Raw genomic sequence first — 22,666 nt, 5'->3', positions numbered from 1 at the left:
CGTACCGCCCCCGCCCGGCCCCGCCCCCGCCCCGTACCGGCCCCGCCTCCGCCCTACGCCCGCCCCGTACCGCCCCCGCCCCCGTCCGGTACCGCCGCACCCCCTACCGGCACCGCCCCGCTGCCCGTCCCCGTACCGGCGACGTGGCCGGACCGCCCCCGGCGGTATTGACATGATCATGAAGAGTCATGAGCCTGGCGCCTGTCCACTTTCGTGGCAGACAACAGCAAGGGGGGCACATGAGACGTAGCGCGAGATCGATCCTCGCCGCGGCTTCACTGCTGATGGCCGGACTGGTGGCGGCACCCGTCGCCGGGGCGGAGCAGACGGACGACACGGGCAACGGGGACGGCGACAGCCTCTCCGTGTGGCACGCGAAGGTGAGCAAGGAGCAGATCCCGCTCCTGCTCGACGCCGGGACCGACGGCCACGAGCTGAGCGAGCAGGTGCCCGAGAAGGGCACCGCCACCGTCGAGTTGTACCTCACCGGCCGGCAGGCCGAGGCGCTGCGCGACAAGGGTGTCGGGGTCACCGAGCACGACCTCACCAAGGCCGCCGAGAAGCGCGTCGCGGCCGCGGGCGACGGCGTGTTCCGGCCGTACGGCGGAAAGGGCGGGCTCAAGGGGGAGATCCTGGCGACCGCCCGCGCCAACCGGGACCTCACCAAGGTCATCAGCATCGGCAGGACGGTCAAGGGCCAGGACATCCTCGCCCTCAAGCTGACCAAGGGCGCCAAGAAGTACAAGGACGGCTCCAAGCCGGCCACCCTCTACCTCTCCAACCAGCACGCCCGCGAGTGGATCACGCCCGAGATGAACCGGCGGCTGCTCCACCACTACCTGGCCGGCTACGGCAAGGACCCGCGCATCACGAAGATCGTCGACACCACCGAGCTGTGGTTCGTGCTCTCCGCCAACCCCGACGGCTACGACCACACCCACGCCGCCCCCGCCAACCGGCAGTGGCGCAAGAACCTCCGCGACAACAACGGTGACGGGAAGATCGCACCCGGCGACGGCGTCGACCTCAACCGCAACTTCTCCTACAAGTGGGGCTACGACGACGAGGGTTCGTCGCCCGACCCCGCCGGCGAGACCTACCGCGGCACCGGCCCGATGTCCGAGCCCGAGACGAAGGCGCTGGACGCCTTCCAGAAGCGGATCGGATTCCAGTACGGCATCAACTACCACTCCGCCGCCCAGCTGATCCTGTACGGCGTCGGCTGGCAGGTCGCCACCGACACCCCCGACGACGTCGCCCTCAAGGCGCTGGCCGGCACCCCCGCCAAGCCCGCGATCCCCGGCTACCGCCCGCAGGTGTCCTCCGAGCTCTACACCACCAACGGCGAATCCGACGGACACGCGGCCAACGTCAACGGCATGCAGATGTTCACCCCGGAGATGTCCACCTGCGCCACCGCCTCCCGCGTCGACCCGAACGACGCCTGGGACCCGGCCGACTGCGCGTCCATCTTCACCTTCCCCGACGACGAGAAACTGATCCAGCAGGAGTTCGCCAAGAACGTCCCGTTCGCGCTCGCCGTCGCCGAGTCCGCCGCCCGCCCCGACGACCCGGTCTCCCCGGTCGGCGCCGACGCGCCCCCCTTCGTCCCCGACACCTTCGCCACGTCCTACGCGTACGACGGCGACGACCAGGAAGTCGCCGTCACCGCCCGCAAGTCGCTGCGGGACAAGGAGCTCAAGTACCGCGTCAACGGCGGCCGTACGCACGACCAGCGGCTCGACGCCTGGGAGGGCGGCGAGACGTACGGCGGCGAGGACAACCTCTACTACGACGAGTACCGCGCCGAAGTCCAGGACGGCGAACCCGGTGACACCGTCGAGGTCTGGTTCACCGGCCGCACCCGCGACGGCAAGCGCGTCTCCTCGACCCCCTTCACGTACACGATCCAGGCACGCCCGCGCGGCGACACGCTCGTCCTCGCCGAGGAGGGCGGCACCGCGCCGGTGCGGCACACCGCCACGTACACCAAGGCGCTGAAGGACAACGGCCGCAGGGCCGCCGTCTGGGACGTCGCCACCCAGGGCGCCCCGCACCCGCTGGGCGTGCTCGGCCACTTCGACACCGTGGTCTGGTACACCGGCGCGGGCCAACCCTCCGGACCCACCACCCTCGCCGTACGGGAGTACCTCAACGAGGGCGGCACGCTGATCAACGCCGGTGAGAACTCCGGCGGACTCGTCGACATCGGCCGCGCCGACTCCAACGACTTCGCCCAGTACTACCTCGGCGCCTACCGCCGCTCCGGCATGGCATCACCCGGCGCCTTCGAGGGCGTGGGCCGCTTCGCCGGTACGGAGGCCTCCCTCGGCGACGCGCCCGGCAACCCGCTCGACAGCGCCGGCGCCTACACCGTCACCTCCGACACCCTCCCCCCGGACCGGTTCCCGCAGTTCCACAGCACCGCCGCGGGCGACTACCCCGGCGTACGCACACCCTTCGAGCCGTACGAGGGCGAGACCTTCGCCGCCGCCCGGCACACCGACAACGCCTGGATGCGGCTCACCCGGACCGTCGACCTGACCGGCACGGACGCCGCGGCGAAGCCCACGCTCCAGTTCCGGCTCAGCCACGACACCGAACCCGGCTACGACAACGTGGTCGTCGAGGCGCACACCGTCGGCCAGGACGACTGGACGACCCTGCCCGACACGAACGGCCGCTCCTCCAGCGAGGTCCCGGCCGACTGCGCCGAGGGCTACTACCTCGCCGGGCACCCCTTCCTCGCCCACTACCTGACCCTCGGCGGCAACGGCTGCACCGCCACCGGCACCACCGGCGCCTGGCACGCCTTCACCGGTACGTCGGGCGGCTGGCAGCCCGTCTCCGTCGACCTGAGCGCCTACGCGGGCCAGCGGGTCGAGCTGTCCGTCTCGTACATCACCGACCCCGGCACCGGCGAGACGGGCGCCTTCGTCGACGACACGAGACTGGTCACCGCCGGCGGCGCACGGGACAGCGAGGGCTTCGAGACCTCACTCGGCGCCTGGAGCGTTCCCGGCCCGCCGGCCGGCAGCCGGGGCAACGCCACCGACTGGGCCCGGTCGCCCGCGCTGTTCCACTCCCGGGCGGCCGTCACCACCCGCGACACCGTGCTGCTCGGGTTCGGACTCGAGCACGTACCCGATCCCGCACAGCGCAAGCGGCTGCTCGGCACGGCGCTCGGCGCACTCCGTCACTGAGGAGCGCGACACCGCGCCGATGAGCGCTGTCCCGCTGACGCACCGTAGCCGGACGAATGCCCCGGTGGACCATACTGTCCAGTAGGTCAGAGGCCCCGGTCCACCGGGCTCGTACGGGTGCGCTCGATGTCACTCCGCCGCCTGGAGGGAGGTAGGGTCGTAAGCGGTCGGGGACATCCCAATACATCTCGCCGGCGTCGAAAACCGGCGTACCTAACGAGGAGATCGGTTCGTGACGATCCGCGTAGGCATCAACGGCTTTGGCCGCATCGGTCGTAACTACTTCCGCGCGCTGCTGGAGCAGGGTGCAGACATCGAGATCGTGGCTGTCAACGACCTGGGTGACACCGCGACCACGGCGCACCTCCTGAAGTACGACACCATTCTGGGTCGTCTCAAGGCCGAGGTCAGCCACACCGCCGACACCATCACCGTCGACGGTCACACCATCAAGGTGCTGTCCGAGCGCAACCCGGCCGACATCCCCTGGGGCGAGCTGGGCGTCGACATCGTCATCGAGTCGACCGGCATCTTCACCAAGAAGGCCGACGCCGCGAAGCACATCGCCGGTGGCGCGAAGAAGGTCCTCATCTCGGCTCCGGCCAGCGACGAGGACATCACCATCGTCATGGGTGTCAACCAGGACAAGTACGACGCGGCCAACCACCACGTCATCTCCAACGCCTCCTGCACCACCAACTGTGTGGCGCCGATGGCCAAGGTTCTCGACGAGAACTTCGGCATCGTCAAGGGCATGATGACGACGGTCCACGCGTACACCAACGACCAGCGCATCCTGGACTTCCCGCACAAGGACCTCCGCCGCGCCCGTGCCGCCGCGGAGAACATCATTCCGACCTCGACCGGTGCCGCCAAGGCCACCGCCCTGGTCCTCCCGCAGCTCAAGGGCAAGCTGGACGGCATCGCCATGCGCGTCCCGGTCCCGACCGGATCGGTCACCGACCTCGTCCTGGAGCTCGACCGCGAGGTCACCAAGGACGAGGTCAACACCGCGTTCCAGAAGGCCGCCGAGGGTCAGCTGAAGGGCATCCTGGAGTACACCGAGGACCCGATCGTCTCCTCGGACATCGTCAACTGGCCGGCCTCCTGCACCTTCGACTCGCTGCTGACGATGGTCCAGGGCAAGCAGGTCAAGGTCGTCGGCTGGTACGACAATGAGTGGGGCTACTCGAACCGCCTCGTCGACCTCACCGTATTCGTGGGCGGCCAGCTCTAGGCAATTGGGCACAAGGGCAGGCACCTCGATGTGAGCACAGGGCTCGGGCAGCGCAACGCCGCGCTGTACGAGCCCTGTCGCTTGCGTGGAATTTCCAAGGAGCAACAGGACAGATGAAGACGATCGACGAACTTCTCCGCCAAGGGGTCGAGGGCAAGCGGGTATTCGTCCGCGCCGACCTCAACGTGCCGCAGGACGGCACCACCATCACCGACGACGGCCGCATCCGCGCCGTCCTGCCGACCATCAAGGCGCTGACCGGAGCCGGTGCCAAGGTCGTCGTGGCCTCGCACCTCGGCCGCCCCAAGGGCGAGCCGGACCCCGCCTTCACGCTGCGGTTCGCCGCCTCCCGGCTCGGTGAACTGCTCGGCCGCCCCGTCGCCTTCGCCGGCGACACCATCGGCTCCGAGGCCCACTCGGCCGTCGCCGGCCTGGACAACGGCCAGGTGGCTGTTCTGGAGAACCTCCGCTTCAACGCCGGCGAGACGTCCAAGGACGACGCCGAGCGCGCCGAGTTCGCCGCCCGCCTCGCCGCCCTCGCGGACGTGTACGTCGGTGACGGCTTCGGCGCCGTGCACCGGAAGCACGCCTCCGTCTACGACCTGGCGCGCCTGCTGCCGAGTTACGCCGGCTACCTGATCGCCACCGAGGTCGGCGTCCTCAGGAAGCTCACCGACGACGTCAAGCGCCCCTACGTCGTCGTGCTGGGCGGTGCCAAGGTCTCCGACAAGCTCGGCGTCATCGACCACCTGCTGGAGAAGGCCGACCGCATCCTGATCGGCGGCGGCATGGCGTACACCTTCCTCAAGGCCAAGGGCCACGAGGTGGGCATCTCGCTGCTCCAGGAGGACCAGATCCCGGTCTGCCTGGAGTACCTGGCGCGGGCCGAGAAGAAGGGCGTGGAGTTCGTGCTCCCCGTCGACGTGCTGGTCTCGGCCGACTTCCCGGACCTGAAGACCAAGGCCCCGGCCAACCCGACCCTGGTCGCCTCGACCGCCATCCCGGCCGACCAGGAGGGTCTGGACATCGGTCCGCAGACCCGCAAGCTGTACGCATCGAAGCTCGCCGACGCGGCCACCGTCTTCTGGAACGGCCCCATGGGCGTCTTCGAGCACCCCGACTACGCCGAGGGCACCAAGGCCGTTGCCCAGGCGCTCGTCGACTCCCCGGCCTTCACGGTCGTCGGCGGTGGCGACTCCGCCGCGGCCGTCCGGATCCTGGGCTTCGACGAGGACGCATTCGGCCACATCTCGACCGGCGGCGGCGCGAGCCTCGAGTACCTCGAAGGCAAGACGCTTCCCGGCCTCGCCGCACTGGAGGACTGACCCTCAATGACCGCCCGTACCCCGCTGATGGCGGGCAACTGGAAGATGAACCTCAACCACCTCGAGGCCATCGCCCACGTCCAGAAGCTCGCCTTCGCCCTGACCGACAAGGACTACGAGGCCGTCGAGGTCGCCGTCCTCGCGCCCTTCACCGACCTGCGGTCCGTCCAGACCCTCGTCGACGGCGACAAGCTGAAGATCAAGTACGGCGCCCAGGACATCTCGGCGCACGACTCCGGTGCGTACACCGGTGAGATCTCCGGCGTGATGCTGTCCAAGCTGAAGTGCGCGTACGTCGCCGTCGGCCACTCCGAGCGCCGGCAGTACCACGCCGAGACGGACGAGATCTGCAACGCCAAGGTCCAGGCCGCCTTCCGCAACGGCCTGGTCCCGATCCTCTGCGTCGGCGAGGGCCTGGACATCCGCAAGGCCGGTGACCAGGTCTCCTACACGCTCGCGCAGCTCGACGGCGGCCTGAAGGACATCCCGGCCGAGCAGGCCGAGACCATCGTGATCGCCTACGAGCCGGTGTGGGCCATCGGCACCGGCGAGGTCGCCACGCCCGAGGACGCCCAGGAGGTCTGCGGGGCGATCCGCGGCCGGCTCGCCGAGCTGTACTCCAAGGAGCTGGCCGACAAGGTCCGCATCCAGTACGGCGGCTCCGTGAAGGCCTCGAACGTGGCCGCGATCATGGCGCAGCCCGATGTGGACGGCGCCCTGGTGGGCGGCGCGGCGCTGGACGCGGAAGAGTTCGTCAAGATCGTCCGGTTCCGCGACCAGTGAGGGGGGTCCCCCCACCGGTGAGTATGCGGTAGGGCGGAATCGTCGTACCCTTGCGGGGGCCGAGGCTCTTCATCGGAGCCTGGGCCCCCGTCGTCCGTAGACGTCCGATAGTCCGTGTAATCCGAGAATTGCCAGGAAGTAGGGTCCAGCCGTGGTTATGGGGTTCTCGATCGCCCTCATCGTCTTCAGCGCGCTGCTGATGCTGCTGGTGCTGATGCACAAGGGGAAGGGCGGCGGCCTCTCCGACATGTTCGGTGGCGGCATGCAGTCGTCCGTCGGCGGCTCGTCGGTCGCCGAGCGCAACCTGGACCGCATCACCGTGGTCGTCGGTCTGCTGTGGTTCGCGTGCATTGTCGTACTTGCTCTCCTGATCAAGCTGGACAACTGACGTCTCGGTTCCGCGTCCCGGGGAGGGGTGTAACTCCAATCACTGGACGCGCGTTGGGCCTTACGTAGACTGGGGCATCTTCGAGCACCATCACGCAGGGAGTTACAACCGTGGCAAGTGGCAACGCGATCCGGGGAAGCCGGGTCGGCGCGGGGCCGATGGGGGAGGCCGAGCGGGGCGAGTCCGCGCCGCGACTCCGCATCTCCTTCTGGTGCTCGAACGGGCACGAGACGCAGCCGAGCTTCGCGAGTGACGCGCAGGTCCCCGACACCTGGGACTGCCCGCGCTGCGGGTTCCCGGCCGGCCAGGACCGGGACAACCCGCCGGACCCGCCGCGCACCGAACCGTACAAGACGCACCTGGCGTATGTACGGGAGCGGCGCAGCGACGCGGACGGCGAGGCGATCCTGGCCGAGGCGCTGGCCAAACTCCGCGGCGAAATCTGAGCACACGAGGGCCCTGTAGGTGAATTCCACCGACAGGGCCCGCTTTGTTGCGCGTGGCATCGCCGATGCTCGGTCCGCGCTTGCCGTCGCCTCGCCGGTGCCCCAGATCAATTAGGTTGGAGGGGCAGCGGGGCAAGCAGGCAGGTACGAGAAGAAGTGGGCTGATGTCCGAGATGAATGCAGAAAGCCGCACGAGGCTCAACCGGATGCCCGAGTGGACGTCCCTCGGCAAGCACCGGGAGCAGTGGGGGCAGACGCATCTGCGCGCATTGTTCGCCGCCGACCCGGCGCGCGGCACCGCATACACGCTGCGGGTCGGCGACCTGTATCTGGACTACTCCAAGCACCTGGTCACCGACGAGACGCTGCGGCTGCTGCGCGAGCTGGCAGCGGCGGCCGGGGTGGCCGAGCTGCGGGACGCCATGTTCCGCGGCGACAAGATCAACACCACCGAGAACCGGGCGGTCCTCCACACGGCGCTGCGGGCCCCGCGCGAGGCAGTGACCGAGGTCGACGGCGAGAACGTGGTGCCGGGCGTGCACGCGGTGCTCGACAGGATGGCCGCCTTCTCGGAGCGGATCCGCTCCAGTGAGTGGACCGGTCACACCGGCAAGCCCATCAAGAACATCGTCAACATCGGCATCGGCGGCTCCGACCTGGGCCCGGCGATGGCGTACGAGGCGCTGCGCTCCTTCACCCAGCGGAACCTGACGTTCCGTTTCGTCTCCAACGTGGACGGCGCCGACCTGCACGAGGCGATCCGGGACCTGGACCCGGCCGAGACGCTCTTCATCATCGCGTCCAAGACGTTCACCACCATCGAGACCATCACCAACGCCACCTCCGCCCGCGACTGGCTCCTCACCGGGCTGAGCGCCGGTCAGGAGGCGGTGGCCAAGCACTTCGTGGCCCTGTCGACCAATGCCGGCAAGGTCGAGGGCTTCGGCATCGACACGGCCAACATGTTCGAGTTCTGGGACTGGGTCGGCGGCCGGTACTCGTACGACTCCGCCATCGGCCTCTCCCTGATGATCGCCATCGGACCGGACCGGTTCCGGGAGATGCTCGACGGCTTCCACCTGGTCGACGAGCACTTCCGCACCGCCCCGCCCGAGGAGAACGCGCCGCTGCTGCTCGGCCTGCTGGGCGTCTGGTACGGGGCGTTCTTCGACGCCCAGTCCCACGCCGTCCTGCCCTACAGCCACTACCTGTCGAAGTTCACGGCGTACCTCCAGCAGCTCGACATGGAGTCCAACGGCAAGTCCGTGGACCGCGACGGCAACCCGGTGGACTGGCAGACCGGCCCGGTCGTCTGGGGCACGCCGGGTACGAACGGGCAGCACGCCTACTACCAGTTGATTCACCAGGGCACCAAGGTCATTCCGGCCGACTTCATCGGCTTCGCCAGGCCGGTCGCCGACCTGGCGCCCCGGCTGGTCGGCCAGCACGACCTGCTGATGGCCAACTTCTTCGCCCAGACCCAGGCGCTCGCCTTCGGCAAGACGCCCGACGAGGTACGGGCCGAAGGCGTGGCGGAGGAACTGGTTCCGCACAAGACCTTCCGGGGCAACCACCCCACCACCACCATCCTCGCCGACGAGCTGACCCCGTCCGTGCTGGGCCAGCTGATCGCGCTGTACGAGCACAAGGTCTTCGTCCAGGGCGCCATCTGGAACATCGACTCCTTCGACCAGTGGGGTGTCGAACTCGGCAAGGTGCTGGCCAAGAAGATCGAGCCCGTACTGACCGAGGGCGAGGGCGGCGAGCAGCTCGACAGCTCGACCGCCGCGCTGGCCGAGCGGTACCGGACGCTGCGGGGACGCTGACCGATGACGGGGGAGGACGCGGTGCGGCTGCGGCCGCCGAACAACACGCTGAACGAGCGGGTCATCGGCTGGTGGCGCACCCAGTGGCTGCTGCTGACCGCCGCGCCCGTGGTGGTGCCGGCCGTGCTGGGGGCGCTGATCGGGCCGGCCAGGCCCTGGCTGTGGGGGGCCGCCGGGATCCTGGCCGTGACCGGGCTCGCCTGCACCGCGTTCTTCCCCCGCTGGTGGTTCAGGGTCCACCGCTGGGAGGTCACCGACGACGCCGTCTACGTCCGGACCGGCGCCTTCTGGCAGGAGTGGCGGATCGCGCCGATGTCCCGGATCCAGACCGTGGACACCGTACGCGGACCGCTGGAGCAGGCGTTCGGCCTCGCCACGGTCACCGTGACCACCGCCTCCGCCAAGGGTGCCATCCGGATCGAGGGCCTCGACCACGAACTGGCCGCCGAACTCGCCGAGCGGCTGACCCGCATTACCCAGGCCACGCCCGGGGACGCCACATGAGCGACCGGGGTGCGGACAGCGACGGGTGGCAGCGGCTCGACAAGCGGGCCGTGCTGGTCACCGCCCTCGTCATGGCCGGAGTCGCCGGCGGTGTCTGCGTGCCGGTGCTGTTCGGGCTGAGCGGCGGCGCCTGGTTCGGCGACGGGCCGCGACGAGGTTCCGGCATCCTCCTGCTGCTCGCCGGAGCCGTGGCGCTCGTGCTGGGCGGGGCGGCGGTGGAGTACGTGCGCTGGACCCGCACGCGCTACCGCATCGGGCCGGAGCGCGCCGAGCTGCACAGCGGGCTGCTGCTGGTCAAACGCCGGTCGCTCGCCCGGGAACGCATCCGCAGCGTCGATCTGACGGCCAGTCCGCTGTTGCGCCTCCTCGGCCTGGTGAAGGTCCGGATAGGCACCGGCGAGCACACCGGCGGCGGCGAGTCCACGCTGGAGCTCCACCCGGTCAGCAGGGCCGAGGGCGAGCGGCTGCGCCGCGCACTGCTCGACCGGCCGCCGGCACCGGCCGAGGCCGGTCACCGCAACGGCGAGCTGGCCGTCCTGGATCCCCGCTGGATCCGTTACGCCCCCCTGTCGTTCGTCGCCCCGCTGCTCGGCGGCGCGGCGGCGGGCGCCGTCATGCAGGTCAGCGACTGGTTCGGCGCCCAGGACGAGGTCATCGGCTGGGTGGGCGACCGGTTCCGGGACACGCCCGTCGTGTGGGTCGTCCTGACCCTCGCCGTCGTCGCCCTGCTCGCGGGCGCCGTCGGCGCGCTCGGCCTGTGGGTCGAGATGTGGTGGAACTACCGGCTGGAGCGCGAGCCGGGCGGCACGCTGCGGGTGCGGCGCGGCCTGTTCACCACCCGCTCCCTCTCCATCGAGGAGCGGCGACTGCGCGGCGTGGAGCTGGTCGAGCCGTTCGGCGTCCGGCTGACCCGCGCGGCCAGGGTCGACGCGGTCGCCACCGGGCTCGCCAAGGCCGAGGAGGACCAGCACGCCGACCACAAGACGCTGCTGCCCGCCGTGCCCCGCGCCGTGGCGGACGAGGTGGCCGCGCGGGTCCTCCGGGAGGCCGTCTCCCCGACCGGCGCGCCGCTCACCGCCCACCCCCGCGCGGCCCGCACCCGGCGGCTGCGCTGGGGCGTGGGGGCCGCGCTGCTGCCCGTCGTGGTCCTCGCCGTCCTCGGCGCCGTACTCACCGACGTCCTGCTGTACGCCGCCGGAGCCGGCGCCCTGGTGCTGCTGCCGCTCGCGGTGTTCCTCGCCCTGGACGCGTACCGCAGCCTGGGCCACGGGACCAGCGGCGGCTACCTGGTGGCCCGCTCCGGCACCGCCCGCCGCGCCACCGTCGCCCTCCACCGGGGCGGCGTCATCGGCTGGACGGTCAAGCAGTCGTACGTCCAGCGCCGCGCGGGCCTTCTCACCCTGACCGCGACGACGGCGGCGGGAGCGGGCGCGTACCACGTCCACGACGCGGACGAGAGCGAGGGCCTCCGCTTCGCGGACGCGGCGGTTCCGGGGCTCCTCGAACCGTTCCTGGAGCGTGGCGCACCGCGGGGTCAGTGACGCACGGCACAGCGTCGGCGGTCTCCGTGCCCGACCGGTGCGTTGATCATGAGGGCATGACATACACCAGCCGTCGTACGGTCCTCACTGCCCTCGCCACCGCTACCGTCAGCGGCCCGCTGCTGGGCGGCGTGTCCGCCTCCCCGGCGTACGCCACCGACGAGTTCGACCTCTACACCTCCAACACCGACCTCTACACCAAGCTGGCCGGCAAGGAGGGCACCGACTTCGCCCGCCGCTACAAGCGGCACGAGTACCTCGACAGCAGCCTCGGCGAGAGATACCCCTACCACCGCACCACGATCATGGCCATGCACGGTGGCGGCATCGAGACCGGCACCTCCGAGCTGTGCCTCGGCATCGCCGGGTACCACCCCGCCACCCTCGCACCGCTCCAGGACGGCTACGGGCCGCACGACTACTGGATGTTCGAGGGCCTGCGTTCCTCCAACAACCGGGAACTGCACGTCACCGCCAAGAACAACGACGACCACGTCGCCATATCCATGGCCGTCAGCAGCCTCAACGTCCTGAGCCTGCACGGCTGCACGGCGGCGCAGGCAGGGACCGCCAACCCGCAGGCCGTGGTCGTCGGCGGGCTCAACGAGCGGTTCAAGACGCTCCTGAAGACGGAGTTCGGCAAGGCCGGGATCGCGTGGCGCGACGGCAACGACCCCGAGGTCCGCGATCTGGCCGGCGTCAACCCGGACAACCCCTGCAACCGCACCATGCTCTCCAAGGGCGGCCAGCTGGAACTCACCACCGAGCTGCGGGCCGCGATGTTCTCGGTCAACACCCGCGCGGGGCGGGCCGGCAGCACCACGGAGGTCTACGACCGGTTCGTCCGGGCCTGCCGGGCCGCGATCGCCACGCTGGAGAAGGACGCGGACCAGGTCATCCTCTGACCCCGCCGACGCCGAAGAGACGCTGAAGGCCCGGCTCACCCCCCAGCGAGGTGAACCGGGCCTTCGCCCAGCAGAACCGCGTACCCGTCAGGGAATCGCCGGTGGGTACAGGGCCCGCGGCAGCCGCGCCGCCGCCGCCTGGTCCAGCAGCCACAGCGTCCGCGACCTGCCGTACGCCCCGGCGGCCGGGGCCTGGACCTCGCCCGCACCCGACAGCGCGATCGCCGCCGCCTGCGCCTTGTCCTCTCCCGCCGCCAGCAGCCACACCTCACGCGCCGCCCGGATCGCCGGGAGCGTCAGCGTGATACGGGTCGGCGGCGGCTTGGGCGCGCCGTGCACGCCCACCACCGTGCGTTCCGTCTCCCGCACCGCCGGAAGCTCGGGGAAGAGGGAGGCGACATGCGTGTCCGGGCCGACGCCCAGCATCAGGACGTCGAACGTCGGCACCGGGCCATGGTCCTCCGGCCCGGCCGCGGCGGCCAGTTCGTCGGCGTACGCGGCGGCCGCGGCGTCCGCGTCCGCGCCGTACGCGCCGCCCGCCACCGGCATGGTGTGCAGCCGCGCCGGGTCGAGCGGGACGCTGTCGAGGAGCGCCTCGCGGGCCTGGGTGTCGTTCCGGTCGGGATCGCCCTCCGGGAGGAACCGCTCGTCGCCCCACCACAGGTCCAGGCGCGACCAGTCGATCGCGTCCCGGGCGGGGGACGAACTCAGTGCCGCCAGCAGTCCGTTGCCGTTGCGGCCACCGGTCAGGACCACCGAGGCGGAGCCGCGGGCGGCCTGGGCGTCCACGATCTTCGTGATCAGCCGGGCCGCCGCGGCCTGCGCCATCAGCCCCTTGTCGCGGTGGACGACGAGCTGCGGAGCGCTCACTTGGCCGCCGCCTTCTTGGCCGCGGCCTTCTTCGCGGCGGGCTTGTCCGCGGCGGGCTTGTCCGCGGAACCCTCCGCGACAGGTTCCCCGGCGGCGGGCTTCGCCGCCTGGCCCAGCCGCTCCACGCCGTACCGCAGCACCGACGCGTACGTGTCGTCCGGGTCGAGGCGCCGCAGCTCCTCCGCGATCAGCTCGGACGTCTCACGGCGCTTGAGCGCCACCGCGCGATCCGGCTGCCCCTGGATGCACAGCGTCGCCAGCGAGGCGTCCGGCCGGTGCAGCACGATGGGGCCGCAGTTCGTCTCCATCCGTACGGCCGTCAGACCGGGCCCCGCCGACGTCGAGCGCTTCACCGGGATCTTCAGCCGGTCCGCCAGCCACATCGCCAGCAGCTCGACGCTCGGGTTGAACTCCTCGCCCTCCACCTCGGCGGACGTGACCTCGCACGTCACCTGGTCCAGGGCCGCCGCGAGCATCGAACGCCACGGCGTGATCCGGGTCCAGGACAGGTCCGTGTCACCCGGTGTGTAGGCGGCGGCGCGCGCGACCAGCTCCTGTACCGGGTGCTCGGACGCGTACGAGTCGGTGACGCGCCGCTGCGCGAGGGCGCCCAGCGGGTCGTTGGCCGGGTCGGTCGGCGCGGCCACCGGCCACCAGACCACCACCGGGGCGTCCGGCAGCAGCAGCGGCAGGACCACCGACTGGGCGTGGTCGATGACCTCGCCGTACAGCCGCAGCACCACCGTCTCGCCGGTGGAGGCGTCCGCACCCAGCCGCACCTCGGCGTCCAGGCGCGCGTTGGCCCGGTCGCGCGGCGAACGCGAGGGGCGCTTGATGACGACCAGGGTCCGCGAGGGGTGCTCGCGGGACGCCTCGTTGGCGGCCTTCAGCGCGTCGTAGGCGTTCTCCTCGTCGGTGACGATGACCAGGGTGAGCACCATGCCTATGGCAGGCGTACCGATGGCGCGCCGCCCCAGCACCAGCGCCTTGTTGATCTTGCTGGATGTGGTGTCCGTAAGGTCGGTCTTCATGGCCGGCGCCAGCTCCGTCCGTCTCGTGCGAGCATCTCGTCCGCCTCGACCGGCCCCCACGTCCCGGCTTCGTACCGGGCGGGCTTGCCGTGCCGGTCCCAGTACTGCTCGATCGGGTCGAGGATCTTCCAGGACAGCTCGACCTCCTCCGTGCGCGGGAAGAGGTTGGCGTCACCGAGCAGGACGTCGAGGATGAGCCGCTCGTACGCCTCGGGGCTGGACTCCGTGAAGGACTCGCCGTACGCGAAGTCCATCGAGACGTCCCGGACCTCCATCGACGTGCCCGGCACCTTCGACCCGAACCGCAGCGTCACGCCCTCGTCCGGCTGGACGCGGATGACCAGGGCGTTCTGCCCCAGCTCCTCCGTCGCCGTGTGGTCGAACGGGGAGTGCGGGGCGCGCTGGAAGACGACCGCGATCTCGGTGACCCGGCGGCCGAGCCGCTTGCCGGTGCGCAGGTAGAAGGGGACGCCCGCCCAGCGGCGGTTGTCGATCCCCAGCTTGATCGCGGCGTAGGTGTCGGTCTTCGACTGCGGGTCGATGCCCTCCTCCTCCAGGTAGCCGACGGCCTTCGCGCCGCCCTGCCACCCGGCCGCGTACTGGGCGCGCACGGAGGACTTGCCGAGGTCCTTGGGCAGCTTCACCGCGCCCAGCACCTTGGTCTTCTCGGCCGCGAGCGCGTCCGCGTCGAAGGAGGCCGGCTCCTCCATCGCGGTCAGCGCCAGCAGCTGGAGAAGATGGTTCTGGATGACGTCACGGGCGGCGCCGATGCCGTCGTAGTACCCGGCGCGGCCGCCGATGCCGATGTCCTCGGCCATCGTGATCTGTACGTGGTCGACGTACGACCGGTTCCAGATCGGCTCGAAGAGCGTGTTGGCGAACCGCAGCGCCAGGATGTTCTGGACGGTCTCCTTGCCCAGGTAGTGGTCGATCCGGAAGACCTGGTCGGGCGAGAAGACCTCGTGGACGATCTCGTTGAGCTCCTTGGCGGAGGCCAGGTCGTGCCCGAACGGCTTCTCGATGACCGCGCGCCGCCAGGCGTCGCCCTTCTCGTCGGCCAGCCCGTGCTTCTTCAGCTGCTGGACCACGACGGGGAAGAACTTGGGCGGTACGGAGAGGTAGAACGCGAAGTTGCCGCCGGTGCCCTGCGCCTGGTCGAGCTCCTCCATCGTCTTCTTCAGGGTCTCGAACGCCTCGTTGTCGTCGAAGTTGCCCTGGACGAACCGCATGCCCTGGCTGAGCTGCTGCCACACCTCCTCACGGAAGGGCGTACGGGCATGCTGCTTGACGGCCTGGTACACCTCGTCGGCGAAGTCCTCGTCCGCCCACTCCCGACGAGCGAACCCGATCAGCGAGAAACCCGGCGGGAGCAGGCCCCGGTTGGCCAGGTCGTACACGGCAGGCATCAGCTTTTTACGGGACAAATCGCCCGTGACGCCGAAGATCACCAGGCCCGACGGCCCCGCGATGCGCGGGAGCCGTCGGTCTGCGGCGTCACGGAGCGGATTCGCTCCATGAACTGCGTTCAAGGGTTACGCCTCCGAAGGGGCGAGGCGCTTGAGCTCCGCCTCGGTCGACTTGAGCAGGTCGTTCCAGGACGCCTCGAACTTGTCGACGCCCTCGTCCTCCAGCAGCTGCACGACGTCGTCGTAGCCGATGCCGAGCTTCTCGAGGGCCGCGAGGTCGGCGCGCGCCTGGCCGTACGTACCCGCGATCGTGTTGCCGGTGATCTCACCGTGGTCGGCGGTGGCCTCCAGGGTCGCCTCCGGCATGGTGTTCACCGTGCCCGGCGCGACCAGCTCGTCGACGTACAGCGTGTCCTTGTACGCCGGGTCCTTGACGCCGGTCGAGGCCCACAGCGGACGCTGCTTGTTGGCCTGCGCCTTGTCCAGGGCCGCCCAGCGCTCGCCGCTGAACACCTCTTCGTACGCCTCGTACGCCAGGCGGGCGTTGGCGAGGGCGGCCTTGCCGCGCAGCGCCTTGGCCTCGTCGGTGCCGAGGGAGTCCAGCCGCTTGTCGATCTCGGTGTCCACGCGGGACACGAAGAAGGACGCCACCGAGTGGATCTTCGACAGGTCCAGGCCGCGCTCCTTGGCCTTCTCCAGACCGGCCAGGTAGGCGTCCATCACCGCGCGGTAGCGCTCCAGCGAGAAGATCAGCGTGACGTTGACGCTGATGCCGAGGCCGATGACCTCGGTGATCGCCGGCAGACCCGCCTTGGTGGCCGGGATCTTGATGAGCGTGTTCGGCCGGTCCACCAGCCACGCCAGCTGCTTCGCCTCGGCGACCGTCGCCTTGGTGTTGTGCGCCAGGCGCGGGTCGACCTCGATCGACACCCGGCCGTCCAGGCCGTGGGTCGCGTCGAAGACCGGGCGCAGGATGTCGGCGGCGTCCCGCACGTCCGCCGTCGTGATCATGCGGATGGCTTCCTCGACGGTCACCTCACGGGCGGCGAGGTCCGACAGCTGCTGGTCGTAGCCGTGGCCCTCGGAGATCGCCTTCTGGAAGATCGACGGGTTGGTGGTGACACCCACCACGTGCTGCTGGTCGATCAGTTCGGCGAGGTTGCCGGACGTGATCCGCTTGCGGGACAGGTCGTCCAGCCAGATCGCGACGCCTTCGTCGGAGAGGCGCTTGAGTGCGTCTGTCATGAGAATTGCATCTCCTACTAGTTCGTATACCGGCGTCAGCGCGCGGCGGCTTCGATCGATTCCTTGGCGGCGGCGGCGACCGCCTCGGCAGTGAAGCCGAACTCACGGAAGAGCACCTTGCCGTCGGCCGAAGCACCGAAGTGCTCCAGCGAAACGATGCGACCCGCGTCACCGACGTACCGGTGCCAGGTCAGACCGATCCCGGCCTCGACCGCGACGCGCGCCTTCACCGACGGCGGCAGCACCGCATCCCGGTACCCCTGGTCCTGCTCCTCGAACCACTCCACGGACGGCATCGACACGACCCGCGTCGGAACACCGGCGGCCTGGAGCTGCTCACGGGCCTGGACGGCCAGGTGCACCTCGGAGCCCGTACCGATCAGCACGACCTGCGGCTCACCGCCGTCGGCGTCGAACAGCACGTAGCCACCGCGGGCGGCGTCGTCGTTCCACTCGTACGTCGGAACGCCCTGGCGGGTGAGCGCCAGACCGTGCGGGGCGCCCTTGCCGAACTCCTTGGTCCAGCGGCGGAGGATCTCGCGCCAGGCGATCGCCGTCTCGTTGGCGTCGGCCGGGCGCACGATGTTCAGGCCCGGGATGGCGCGCAGCGAGGCCAGGTGCTCGACCGGCTGGTGCGTCGGGCCGTCCTCGCCGAGGCCGATGGAGTCGTGCGTCCACACGTACGTCACCGGCAGGTGCATCAGCGCGGAGAGGCGGACGGCGTTGCGCATGTAGTCGGAGAACACCAGGAAGGTGCCGCCGAAGATGCGGGTGTTGCCGTGCAGCGCGATGCCGTTCATCTCCGCGGCCATGGCGTGCTCACGGATACCGAAGTGGATGGTGCGGCCGTACGGGTCCGCCTCGGGCAGCGGGTTGCCCTCGGGGAGGAACGACGACGTCTTGTCGATCGTCGTGTTGTTCGAGCCGGCCAGGTCGGCGGAGCCGCCCCACAGCTCGGGGATGACCGCGCCCAGCGCCTGGAGCACCTTGCCGGAGGCCGCGCGGGTGGCGACGCCCTTGCCGGTCTCGAAGACCGGGAGCTTCTCCTCCCAGCCGGTGGGCAGCTCGCCCGCGGCGATGCGGTCGAACTCGGCGGCGCGCTCCGGGTTGGCGGCACGCCACTCCTGGAACTGCTTCTCCCACTTGGCGCGGGCCTCACGGCCGCGGTCCAGGGCCTGCCGGGTGTGGCCGATGACCTCGTCCGACACCTCGAAGGACTTCTCGGGGTCGAAGCCCAGGACGCGCTTGGTGGCCGCCACCTCCTCGTCGCCGAGCGCCGAGCCGTGGGCGGCCTCGGTGTTCTGCGCGTTGGGCGCCGGCCACGCGATGATCGAGCGCATCGCGATGAACGACGGGCGGGTGGTCTCGGCCTTGGCGGCCTGGAGGGCACGGAAGAGGGCCTCGGGGTCGAGGTCGCCGTTCTCCTTGGGCTCCACGCGCTGGACGTGCCAGCCGTACGCCTCGTACCGCTGCATCGTGTCTTCCGAGACGGCGGTCTCGGTGTCGCCCTCGATCGAGATGTGGTTGTCGTCCCACAGCAGGATCAGGTTGCCCAGCTTCTGGTGCCCGGCCGTCGAGGACGCCTCCGCGGAGATGCCCTCCTGGAGGCAGCCGTCACCGGCGACGCAGTAGACGAAGTGGTCGAACGGCGAGGTGCCGGGCGCCGCCTCCGGGTCGAACAGGCCGCGCTCGTAGCGGGCGGCCATGGCCATGCCCACGGCGTTGGCGACACCCTGGCCCAGCGGGCCGGTCGTCGTCTCGACGCCGACCGTGTGGCCGTACTCCGGGTGGCCCGGGGTCTTGGAGCCCCAGGTCCGGAACGCCTTCAGGTCGTCCAGCTCCAGGCCGAACCCGGCCAGGTACAGCTGGATGTAGAGCGTCAGGGACGAGTGTCCGGCGGACAGCACGAAACGGTCGCGCCCGGTCCAGTCGGCGTCCGCCGGGTCGTGCCGCATCACCTTCTGGAAGAGGGCGTACGCGGCCGGGGCCAGGCTCATGGCCGTACCGGGATGGCCGTTGCCGACCTTCTGTACGGCATCGGCGGCCAGGATGCGGGCGGTGTCGACGGCCCGCTGGTCCAACTCGGTCCACTCGAGGTCTGTGGTGGTCGGCTTGGTGCTCACCCTGGGTCAGGGCTCCTCTCCACATGTCGAATGCCGGTGACGTAGATCCCACCGGCCGTTGTCGAGCCTACCCCCGTGAGAACGTGCATTTTTTCGAGTCATTCCAGACTGCCGGGATCGGCCGGGATCCGCCTCCTGACTGGGCCCTACGGCTTTCGGCAAGTGAATACGGAGGCGCTCATCCGATCGCTCATCCGAGCGTGGAAACCACCCTTTGCGGTGCCCCTCTCAACACGACCCACCCCCGCGAAGGGCGAGGTATGGGCAACGTCTAGAGTGGCGTGGTACGCGCGAGTCTTTACCGGGCCTTCACCTCCTTCCGTCCGGTGCTGCTCGCTGGGATGTCTCTGTCAGGGGTGTGCGTGACGGCCGTCGAATCCCGTCCGGCGGGTGTGCTCGGGGCGAGCACGGGAAAGCGGCCATTCGGGGCCCGCGTCAAGGCCTTCGTGGCGCTGACCAAGCCGCGCATCATCGAGCTGCTCCTCATCACCACGGTCCCCGTGATGTTCCTGGCCGAGCAGGGCGTGCCCGACCTGTGGCTGGTGCTCAACACCTGCCTCGGCGGTTACCTCTCGGCCGGCGGCGCCAACGCGCTGAACATGTACATCGACCGTGACATCGACGCCCTGATGGACCGCACGTCGCAGCGGCCGCTGGTCACCGGCATGGTCTCGCCGCGTGAGGGGCTGGTCTTCGGCCTCACCCTCGCCGTCGTCTCCACCCTCTGGTTCGGGCTGCTCGTCAACTGGCTGTCCGCCTGGCTCTCGCTCGGCGCGCTCCTCTTCTACGTCGTCGTCTACACGATGATCCTCAAGCGCCGCACCTCGCAGAACATCGTGTGGGGCGGCATCGCCGGCTGTATGCCGGTCCTCATCGGCTGGTCCGCCGTCACCGATTCGATGTCCTGGGCCGCCGTCGTCCTCTTCCTCGTCATCTTCTTCTGGACGCCGCCGCACTACTGGCCGCTGTCGATGAAGGTGAAGGAGGACTACGCGCGCGTGGGCGTGCCCATGCTGCCCGTCATCGCCTCGAACAAGGTGGTGGCCCGGCAGATCGTCCTCTACAGCTGGGTGATGGTCGCCGTCTCCCTGCTGCTGACGCCGCTCGGCTACACCGGCTGGTTCTACACGTCGGTGGCGCTGGCGACCGGCGGCTGGTGGCTGTGGGAGGCGCACGCCCTGCAGAACCGCGCGAAGTCCGGCGAGACGGGCGGCAAGCTGAAGGAAATGCGGCTGTTCCACTGGTCGATCACGTATGTGTCGCTGCTGTTCGTGGCGGTGGCGGTGGACCCCTTCCTGCGGTAGAGCAGGCTCTGGCGGGTTTTCCTACCGGTGGGTAGCATCCTGTTCATGGCAGACACGAAGCAGGGCGACACCAAGCAGGCGGAGGGCAAGGCCGAGCGCAAGGCCGCGAAGCTCGCCAAGCAGATCCAGGCGTTCTCCAAGGAGCACGGCGGCGCCGAGGGCCAGCTGGCCTACCTCGGCCAGATGGGCACCCGCATCGTCCTCGTCGGCGAGGACGGCGGCTGGGGCGACCTGGTCGCGCCCACGCACGAGGTCGCGAAGAGCGCCGCCGAGAAGGCGGGCCTCACCCTCCACGACTCCTTCGACGGCGACCTCGCGGCCAAGGTCCGCACGGGCCCGTACGAGTGGACCCGCATGGCGGGCATCCAGGTCGGCGGCCCCTCGAACGACTGAGGCAACACCTTGGGCGGGGGTCACCCGTTAGGACCTGTAAAGGTCCATCCGCCGCAGGGAGCCCCCGCAATGATCGACACCCCGACGCTGGTGGACCAGTACTGCCACGGGGTGCTCCGTACGGAGCTGGGCCTGGGCACCTTCGAGACCCTGCTCGGCCGGGCCGAGGGACCGCCCGCGGCCGGCACGACCTTCTTCGACACCCAGACCGGCTTCGCCGTACGCCGCTGGTGCCCGCCCCTGCTCGGCCTCGAACCGCACTGCCCGCCCTCCCGCTACCTGGCCCGCCGCCGGGAGCTCGGCGTCCTGGAGTCCGGCCGCCGGCTGCTGCGCGCCACCGGGATCTCCACCTATCTGGTGGAGACCGGCCTGCCCGGCGACCTCACAGGCCCGGTCGAGATCGCCGCCGCGGGCGACGCCCGGGCCCACGAGATCGTCCGCCTGGAACTGCTCGCCGAGCAGGTCGCCGACACGTCCGGCACCGTCGACTCCCTGCTCGCCAACCTCGCCGAGGCCGTGCACGGAGCGGCCGTCTCCGCCGTGGCGTTCACCTCCGTGGCGGCGGTACGCCACGGGCTCGCCCTCGCGCCCGCGCCGCCCGGCCCGGGTGAGGTACGGGGCGCGGCAGGGCGGTGGCTGGCCCGCCGCCAGGTCGGCGGGGCGCTCACCGACCCCGTACTGCTGCGGCACCTGCTGTGGATCGCGGTGGCGTCCGGGCGGCCGCTCCAGCTGCACGTGGGCGTGGACGACCCCATGAGCCTCGGGGACTTCGCGGCGGCCACCGCCGGGCTCGGCACCGACCTGGTGCTGCTGCACGGCTACCCGTACCACCGGCAGGCCGCGCACCTGACGAGCGTGTTCCCGCACGTGTACGCCGACCTGGGCCCCGCGCTCGCGCGGACGGGCGCGCGGGCGGCGGCCGTGCTGGCCGAGACGCTGGAGCTCGCGCCGTTCGGCAAGCTGCTGTTCTCCAGCGGCGCCCGGGGGCTGCCCGAGCTGCACGTGGTGGGCGCGCGGGTGTTCCGCGAGGCGCTCACACGGGTGCTGGCCGACTGGGTCTGCGACGGCTCGTGGTCCCGTACGGACGCCCAGCGGGTCGCCGACATGATCGCGGCGGGGAACGCCCGGCGGGTGTACCGGCTGAACTAGACGGTCGTGCTCAGCGCCGCGTCCGGCGCTTGCGCGGGAATCCCGGCGCCCGGCGCCGCGAGGGGCCGCTCGCGCAGGCTGAGCGCCAGGCGCAGCACCGCGATCCACATCAGCGACGAGCCCAGCATGTGCAGGCCGACCAGGATCTCCGGCACCCCCGTGAAGTACTGCACGTACCCGATGCCGCCCTGCGCCAGCAGCATCAGCAGCAGGTCACGGGCGCGCGCCCGGGTGTCGTCCGGGGCGTCCACCACGCGCAGCACGAAGAACACGGCCAGCGCCAGGGCGCACACCGCCCAGGCGAAGAGCGCGTGGATCTGCGCGACGGAGGCGTAGTCGAACGGCATGCGCGGTACGTCACTGCTGTCGCCCGCGTGCTCGCCCGAGCCCGTCACCGTGGTGCCCGCCGCCACGAGCAGCCCGGCGACGACCACCAGCGCCCAGCTGAGCTTCCGCACCGGCCCCGGCACACGGGGGCGGGCCGCGCCGTCGCCCTCACGGGTGCGCAGCCAGCTGACCGTGGTGACCGTCAGCAGTGCGTTGGCGGCGAGGAAGTGGACGGCCACCGTCCAGGGGTTGAGCTCCAGGCGCACCGTGATGCCGCCGATGACGGCGTTGAGCGCCACGATCCAGAACTGCAGCCACCCCAGCCGGCTCAGTTCCCGCCGCCACGGCTTGGCGCAGCGCGCCGCGACGATGAACCAGCCCACCGCCGCCGACACCACGTACGTCAGCATCCGGTTGCCGAACTCGATCGCGCCGTGGATGCCCTGCTCGGACGTGGTGAAGAGGCTGTCGTCCGTGCACTTGGGCCAGGTGTCGCAGCCGAGGCCGGAACCGGTCAGCCGGACGGCACCGCCCGTCACGATGATGACGACCGTCATGACGACGGCGGAGAGTGCGGCGCGCCGGACCGTCTTGGGGGAGGGTGTCCAGCGCTGGGCGATATAGGCGAGGGGGGTCAACACGGACTCCATCGTAGGTGCC

The 22,666-nt window shown here is 70.5% G+C and carries 19 protein-coding genes; 13 read left to right on the top strand and 6 right to left on the bottom strand.

Annotated features, from left to right (window positions below):
- Nucleotides 1-239 precede the first annotated feature (239 nt).
- From BKD26_RS23685 to BKD26_RS23640, 10 genes are all read left to right on the top strand, one after another.
- Nucleotides 240-3,203 carry a M14 family metallopeptidase gene (locus BKD26_RS23685; protein WP_084901624.1) on the top strand — a complete coding sequence of 988 codons (2,964 nt, stop codon included), beginning with the start codon at nt 240-242 and terminating at the stop codon, nt 3,201-3,203.
- A gap of 232 nt (nt 3,204-3,435) precedes the next feature.
- Complete coding sequence (gap, locus tag BKD26_RS23680) at nt 3,436-4,440, top strand: type I glyceraldehyde-3-phosphate dehydrogenase (RefSeq protein WP_084901621.1); 1,005 nt, start codon at nt 3,436-3,438, stop codon at nt 4,438-4,440.
- A 113-nt stretch (nt 4,441-4,553) separates the two neighbouring features.
- Nucleotides 4,554-5,765 carry a phosphoglycerate kinase gene (locus BKD26_RS23675; RefSeq protein WP_084901619.1) on the top strand — a complete coding sequence of 404 codons (1,212 nt, stop codon included), beginning with the start codon at nt 4,554-4,556 and terminating at the stop codon, nt 5,763-5,765.
- A gap of 6 nt (nt 5,766-5,771) precedes the next feature.
- On the top strand, nt 5,772-6,548 hold the full coding sequence (gene tpiA, locus BKD26_RS23670) for a triose-phosphate isomerase (protein WP_084901616.1): 777 nt from the start codon (nt 5,772-5,774) through the stop codon (nt 6,546-6,548).
- Between the two features lie 157 nt (nt 6,549-6,705).
- Nucleotides 6,706-6,936, top strand: coding sequence for a preprotein translocase subunit SecG (gene secG / locus BKD26_RS23665; RefSeq protein WP_064073089.1), 231 nt, complete (start codon nt 6,706-6,708; stop codon nt 6,934-6,936).
- Nucleotides 6,937-7,046: 110 nt separating this feature from the next.
- On the top strand, nt 7,047-7,382 hold the full coding sequence (locus BKD26_RS23660; protein WP_003957010.1) for an RNA polymerase-binding protein RbpA: 336 nt from the start codon (nt 7,047-7,049) through the stop codon (nt 7,380-7,382).
- A gap of 173 nt (nt 7,383-7,555) precedes the next feature.
- The gene (gene pgi, locus BKD26_RS23655; protein WP_084901761.1) at nt 7,556-9,208 is read left to right on the top strand and encodes a glucose-6-phosphate isomerase; all 1,653 of its coding nucleotides are present in this window, start codon (nt 7,556-7,558) and stop codon (nt 9,206-9,208) included.
- Between the two features lie 3 nt (nt 9,209-9,211).
- Complete coding sequence (locus BKD26_RS23650; RefSeq protein WP_084901614.1) at nt 9,212-9,712, top strand: PH domain-containing protein; 501 nt, start codon at nt 9,212-9,214, stop codon at nt 9,710-9,712.
- Complete coding sequence (locus BKD26_RS23645; protein ID WP_084901611.1) at nt 9,709-11,253, top strand: PH domain-containing protein; 1,545 nt, start codon at nt 9,709-9,711, stop codon at nt 11,251-11,253. The genes BKD26_RS23650 and BKD26_RS23645 overlap by 4 nt, the downstream gene beginning before the upstream one ends.
- 56 nt (nt 11,254-11,309) lie before the next feature.
- Nucleotides 11,310-12,158 carry a poly-gamma-glutamate hydrolase family protein gene (locus tag BKD26_RS23640; protein WP_084901608.1) on the top strand — a complete coding sequence of 283 codons (849 nt, stop codon included), beginning with the start codon at nt 11,310-11,312 and terminating at the stop codon, nt 12,156-12,158.
- A gap of 87 nt (nt 12,159-12,245) precedes the next feature.
- On the opposite strand, the gene pgl is transcribed toward BKD26_RS23640, so the two are convergent.
- Genes pgl through tkt form a run of 5 tightly spaced genes read right to left on the bottom strand, consistent with a single transcriptional unit; the run spans nt 12,246 to nt 18,833 of the window.
- A complete protein-coding gene (gene pgl, locus BKD26_RS23635) occupies nt 12,246-13,028 on the bottom strand; it encodes a 6-phosphogluconolactonase (RefSeq protein ID WP_084901606.1) in 783 nt (260 codons plus the stop codon).
- Nucleotides 13,025-14,059, bottom strand: coding sequence for a glucose-6-phosphate dehydrogenase assembly protein OpcA (opcA, locus tag BKD26_RS23630; protein ID WP_084901604.1), 1,035 nt, complete (start codon nt 14,057-14,059; stop codon nt 13,025-13,027). Before opcA ends, pgl begins: the two co-directional genes overlap by 4 nt.
- On the bottom strand, nt 14,056-15,588 hold the full coding sequence (gene zwf, locus BKD26_RS23625) for a glucose-6-phosphate dehydrogenase (RefSeq protein WP_084901601.1): 1,533 nt from the start codon (nt 15,586-15,588) through the stop codon (nt 14,056-14,058). Before zwf ends, opcA begins: the two co-directional genes overlap by 4 nt.
- A 3-nt stretch (nt 15,589-15,591) precedes the next feature.
- On the bottom strand, nt 15,592-16,710 hold the full coding sequence (gene tal, locus BKD26_RS23620) for a transaldolase (RefSeq protein WP_084901599.1): 1,119 nt from the start codon (nt 16,708-16,710) through the stop codon (nt 15,592-15,594).
- Between the two features lie 35 nt (nt 16,711-16,745).
- Nucleotides 16,746-18,833: a transketolase gene (gene tkt, locus BKD26_RS23615; RefSeq protein ID WP_084901596.1), complete on the bottom strand. Its 2,088-nt coding sequence runs from the start codon at nt 18,831-18,833 to the stop codon at nt 16,746-16,748.
- 362 nt (nt 18,834-19,195) lie between these two features.
- Here tkt and BKD26_RS23605 point away from each other — a divergent pair, with 362 nt between their 5' ends.
- The 3 genes from BKD26_RS23605 to BKD26_RS23595 all read left to right on the top strand — a co-directional run bounded on the left by BKD26_RS23605 (nt 19,196) and on the right by BKD26_RS23595 (nt 21,679).
- The gene (locus tag BKD26_RS23605; protein ID WP_084901594.1) at nt 19,196-20,137 is read left to right on the top strand and encodes a heme o synthase; all 942 of its coding nucleotides are present in this window, start codon (nt 19,196-19,198) and stop codon (nt 20,135-20,137) included.
- A 45-nt stretch (nt 20,138-20,182) separates the two neighbouring features.
- Nucleotides 20,183-20,530: a hypothetical protein gene (locus BKD26_RS23600; protein WP_084901759.1), complete on the top strand. Its 348-nt coding sequence runs from the start codon at nt 20,183-20,185 to the stop codon at nt 20,528-20,530.
- A 69-nt stretch (nt 20,531-20,599) separates the two neighbouring features.
- On the top strand, nt 20,600-21,679 hold the full coding sequence (locus tag BKD26_RS23595) for an amidohydrolase family protein (protein ID WP_084901591.1): 1,080 nt from the start codon (nt 20,600-20,602) through the stop codon (nt 21,677-21,679).
- Here BKD26_RS23595 and BKD26_RS23590 read toward each other — a convergent pair.
- Nucleotides 21,676-22,656, bottom strand: a complete 981-nt coding sequence (locus tag BKD26_RS23590) for a COX15/CtaA family protein (RefSeq protein WP_084901589.1) — start codon at nt 22,654-22,656, stop codon at nt 21,676-21,678. The two genes, BKD26_RS23595 and BKD26_RS23590, sit on opposite strands and share 4 nt — an antisense overlap.
- Nucleotides 22,657-22,666: the final 10 nt, after the last annotated feature.

It is taken from the genome of Streptomyces sp. CB03238, assembly GCF_002099185.1.
GTDB lineage: Bacteria > Actinomycetota > Actinomycetes > Streptomycetales > Streptomycetaceae > Streptomyces.
Note: the sequence above shows the minus strand (reverse complement) of the source record. Positions and strands in the feature narration are given on the sequence as shown.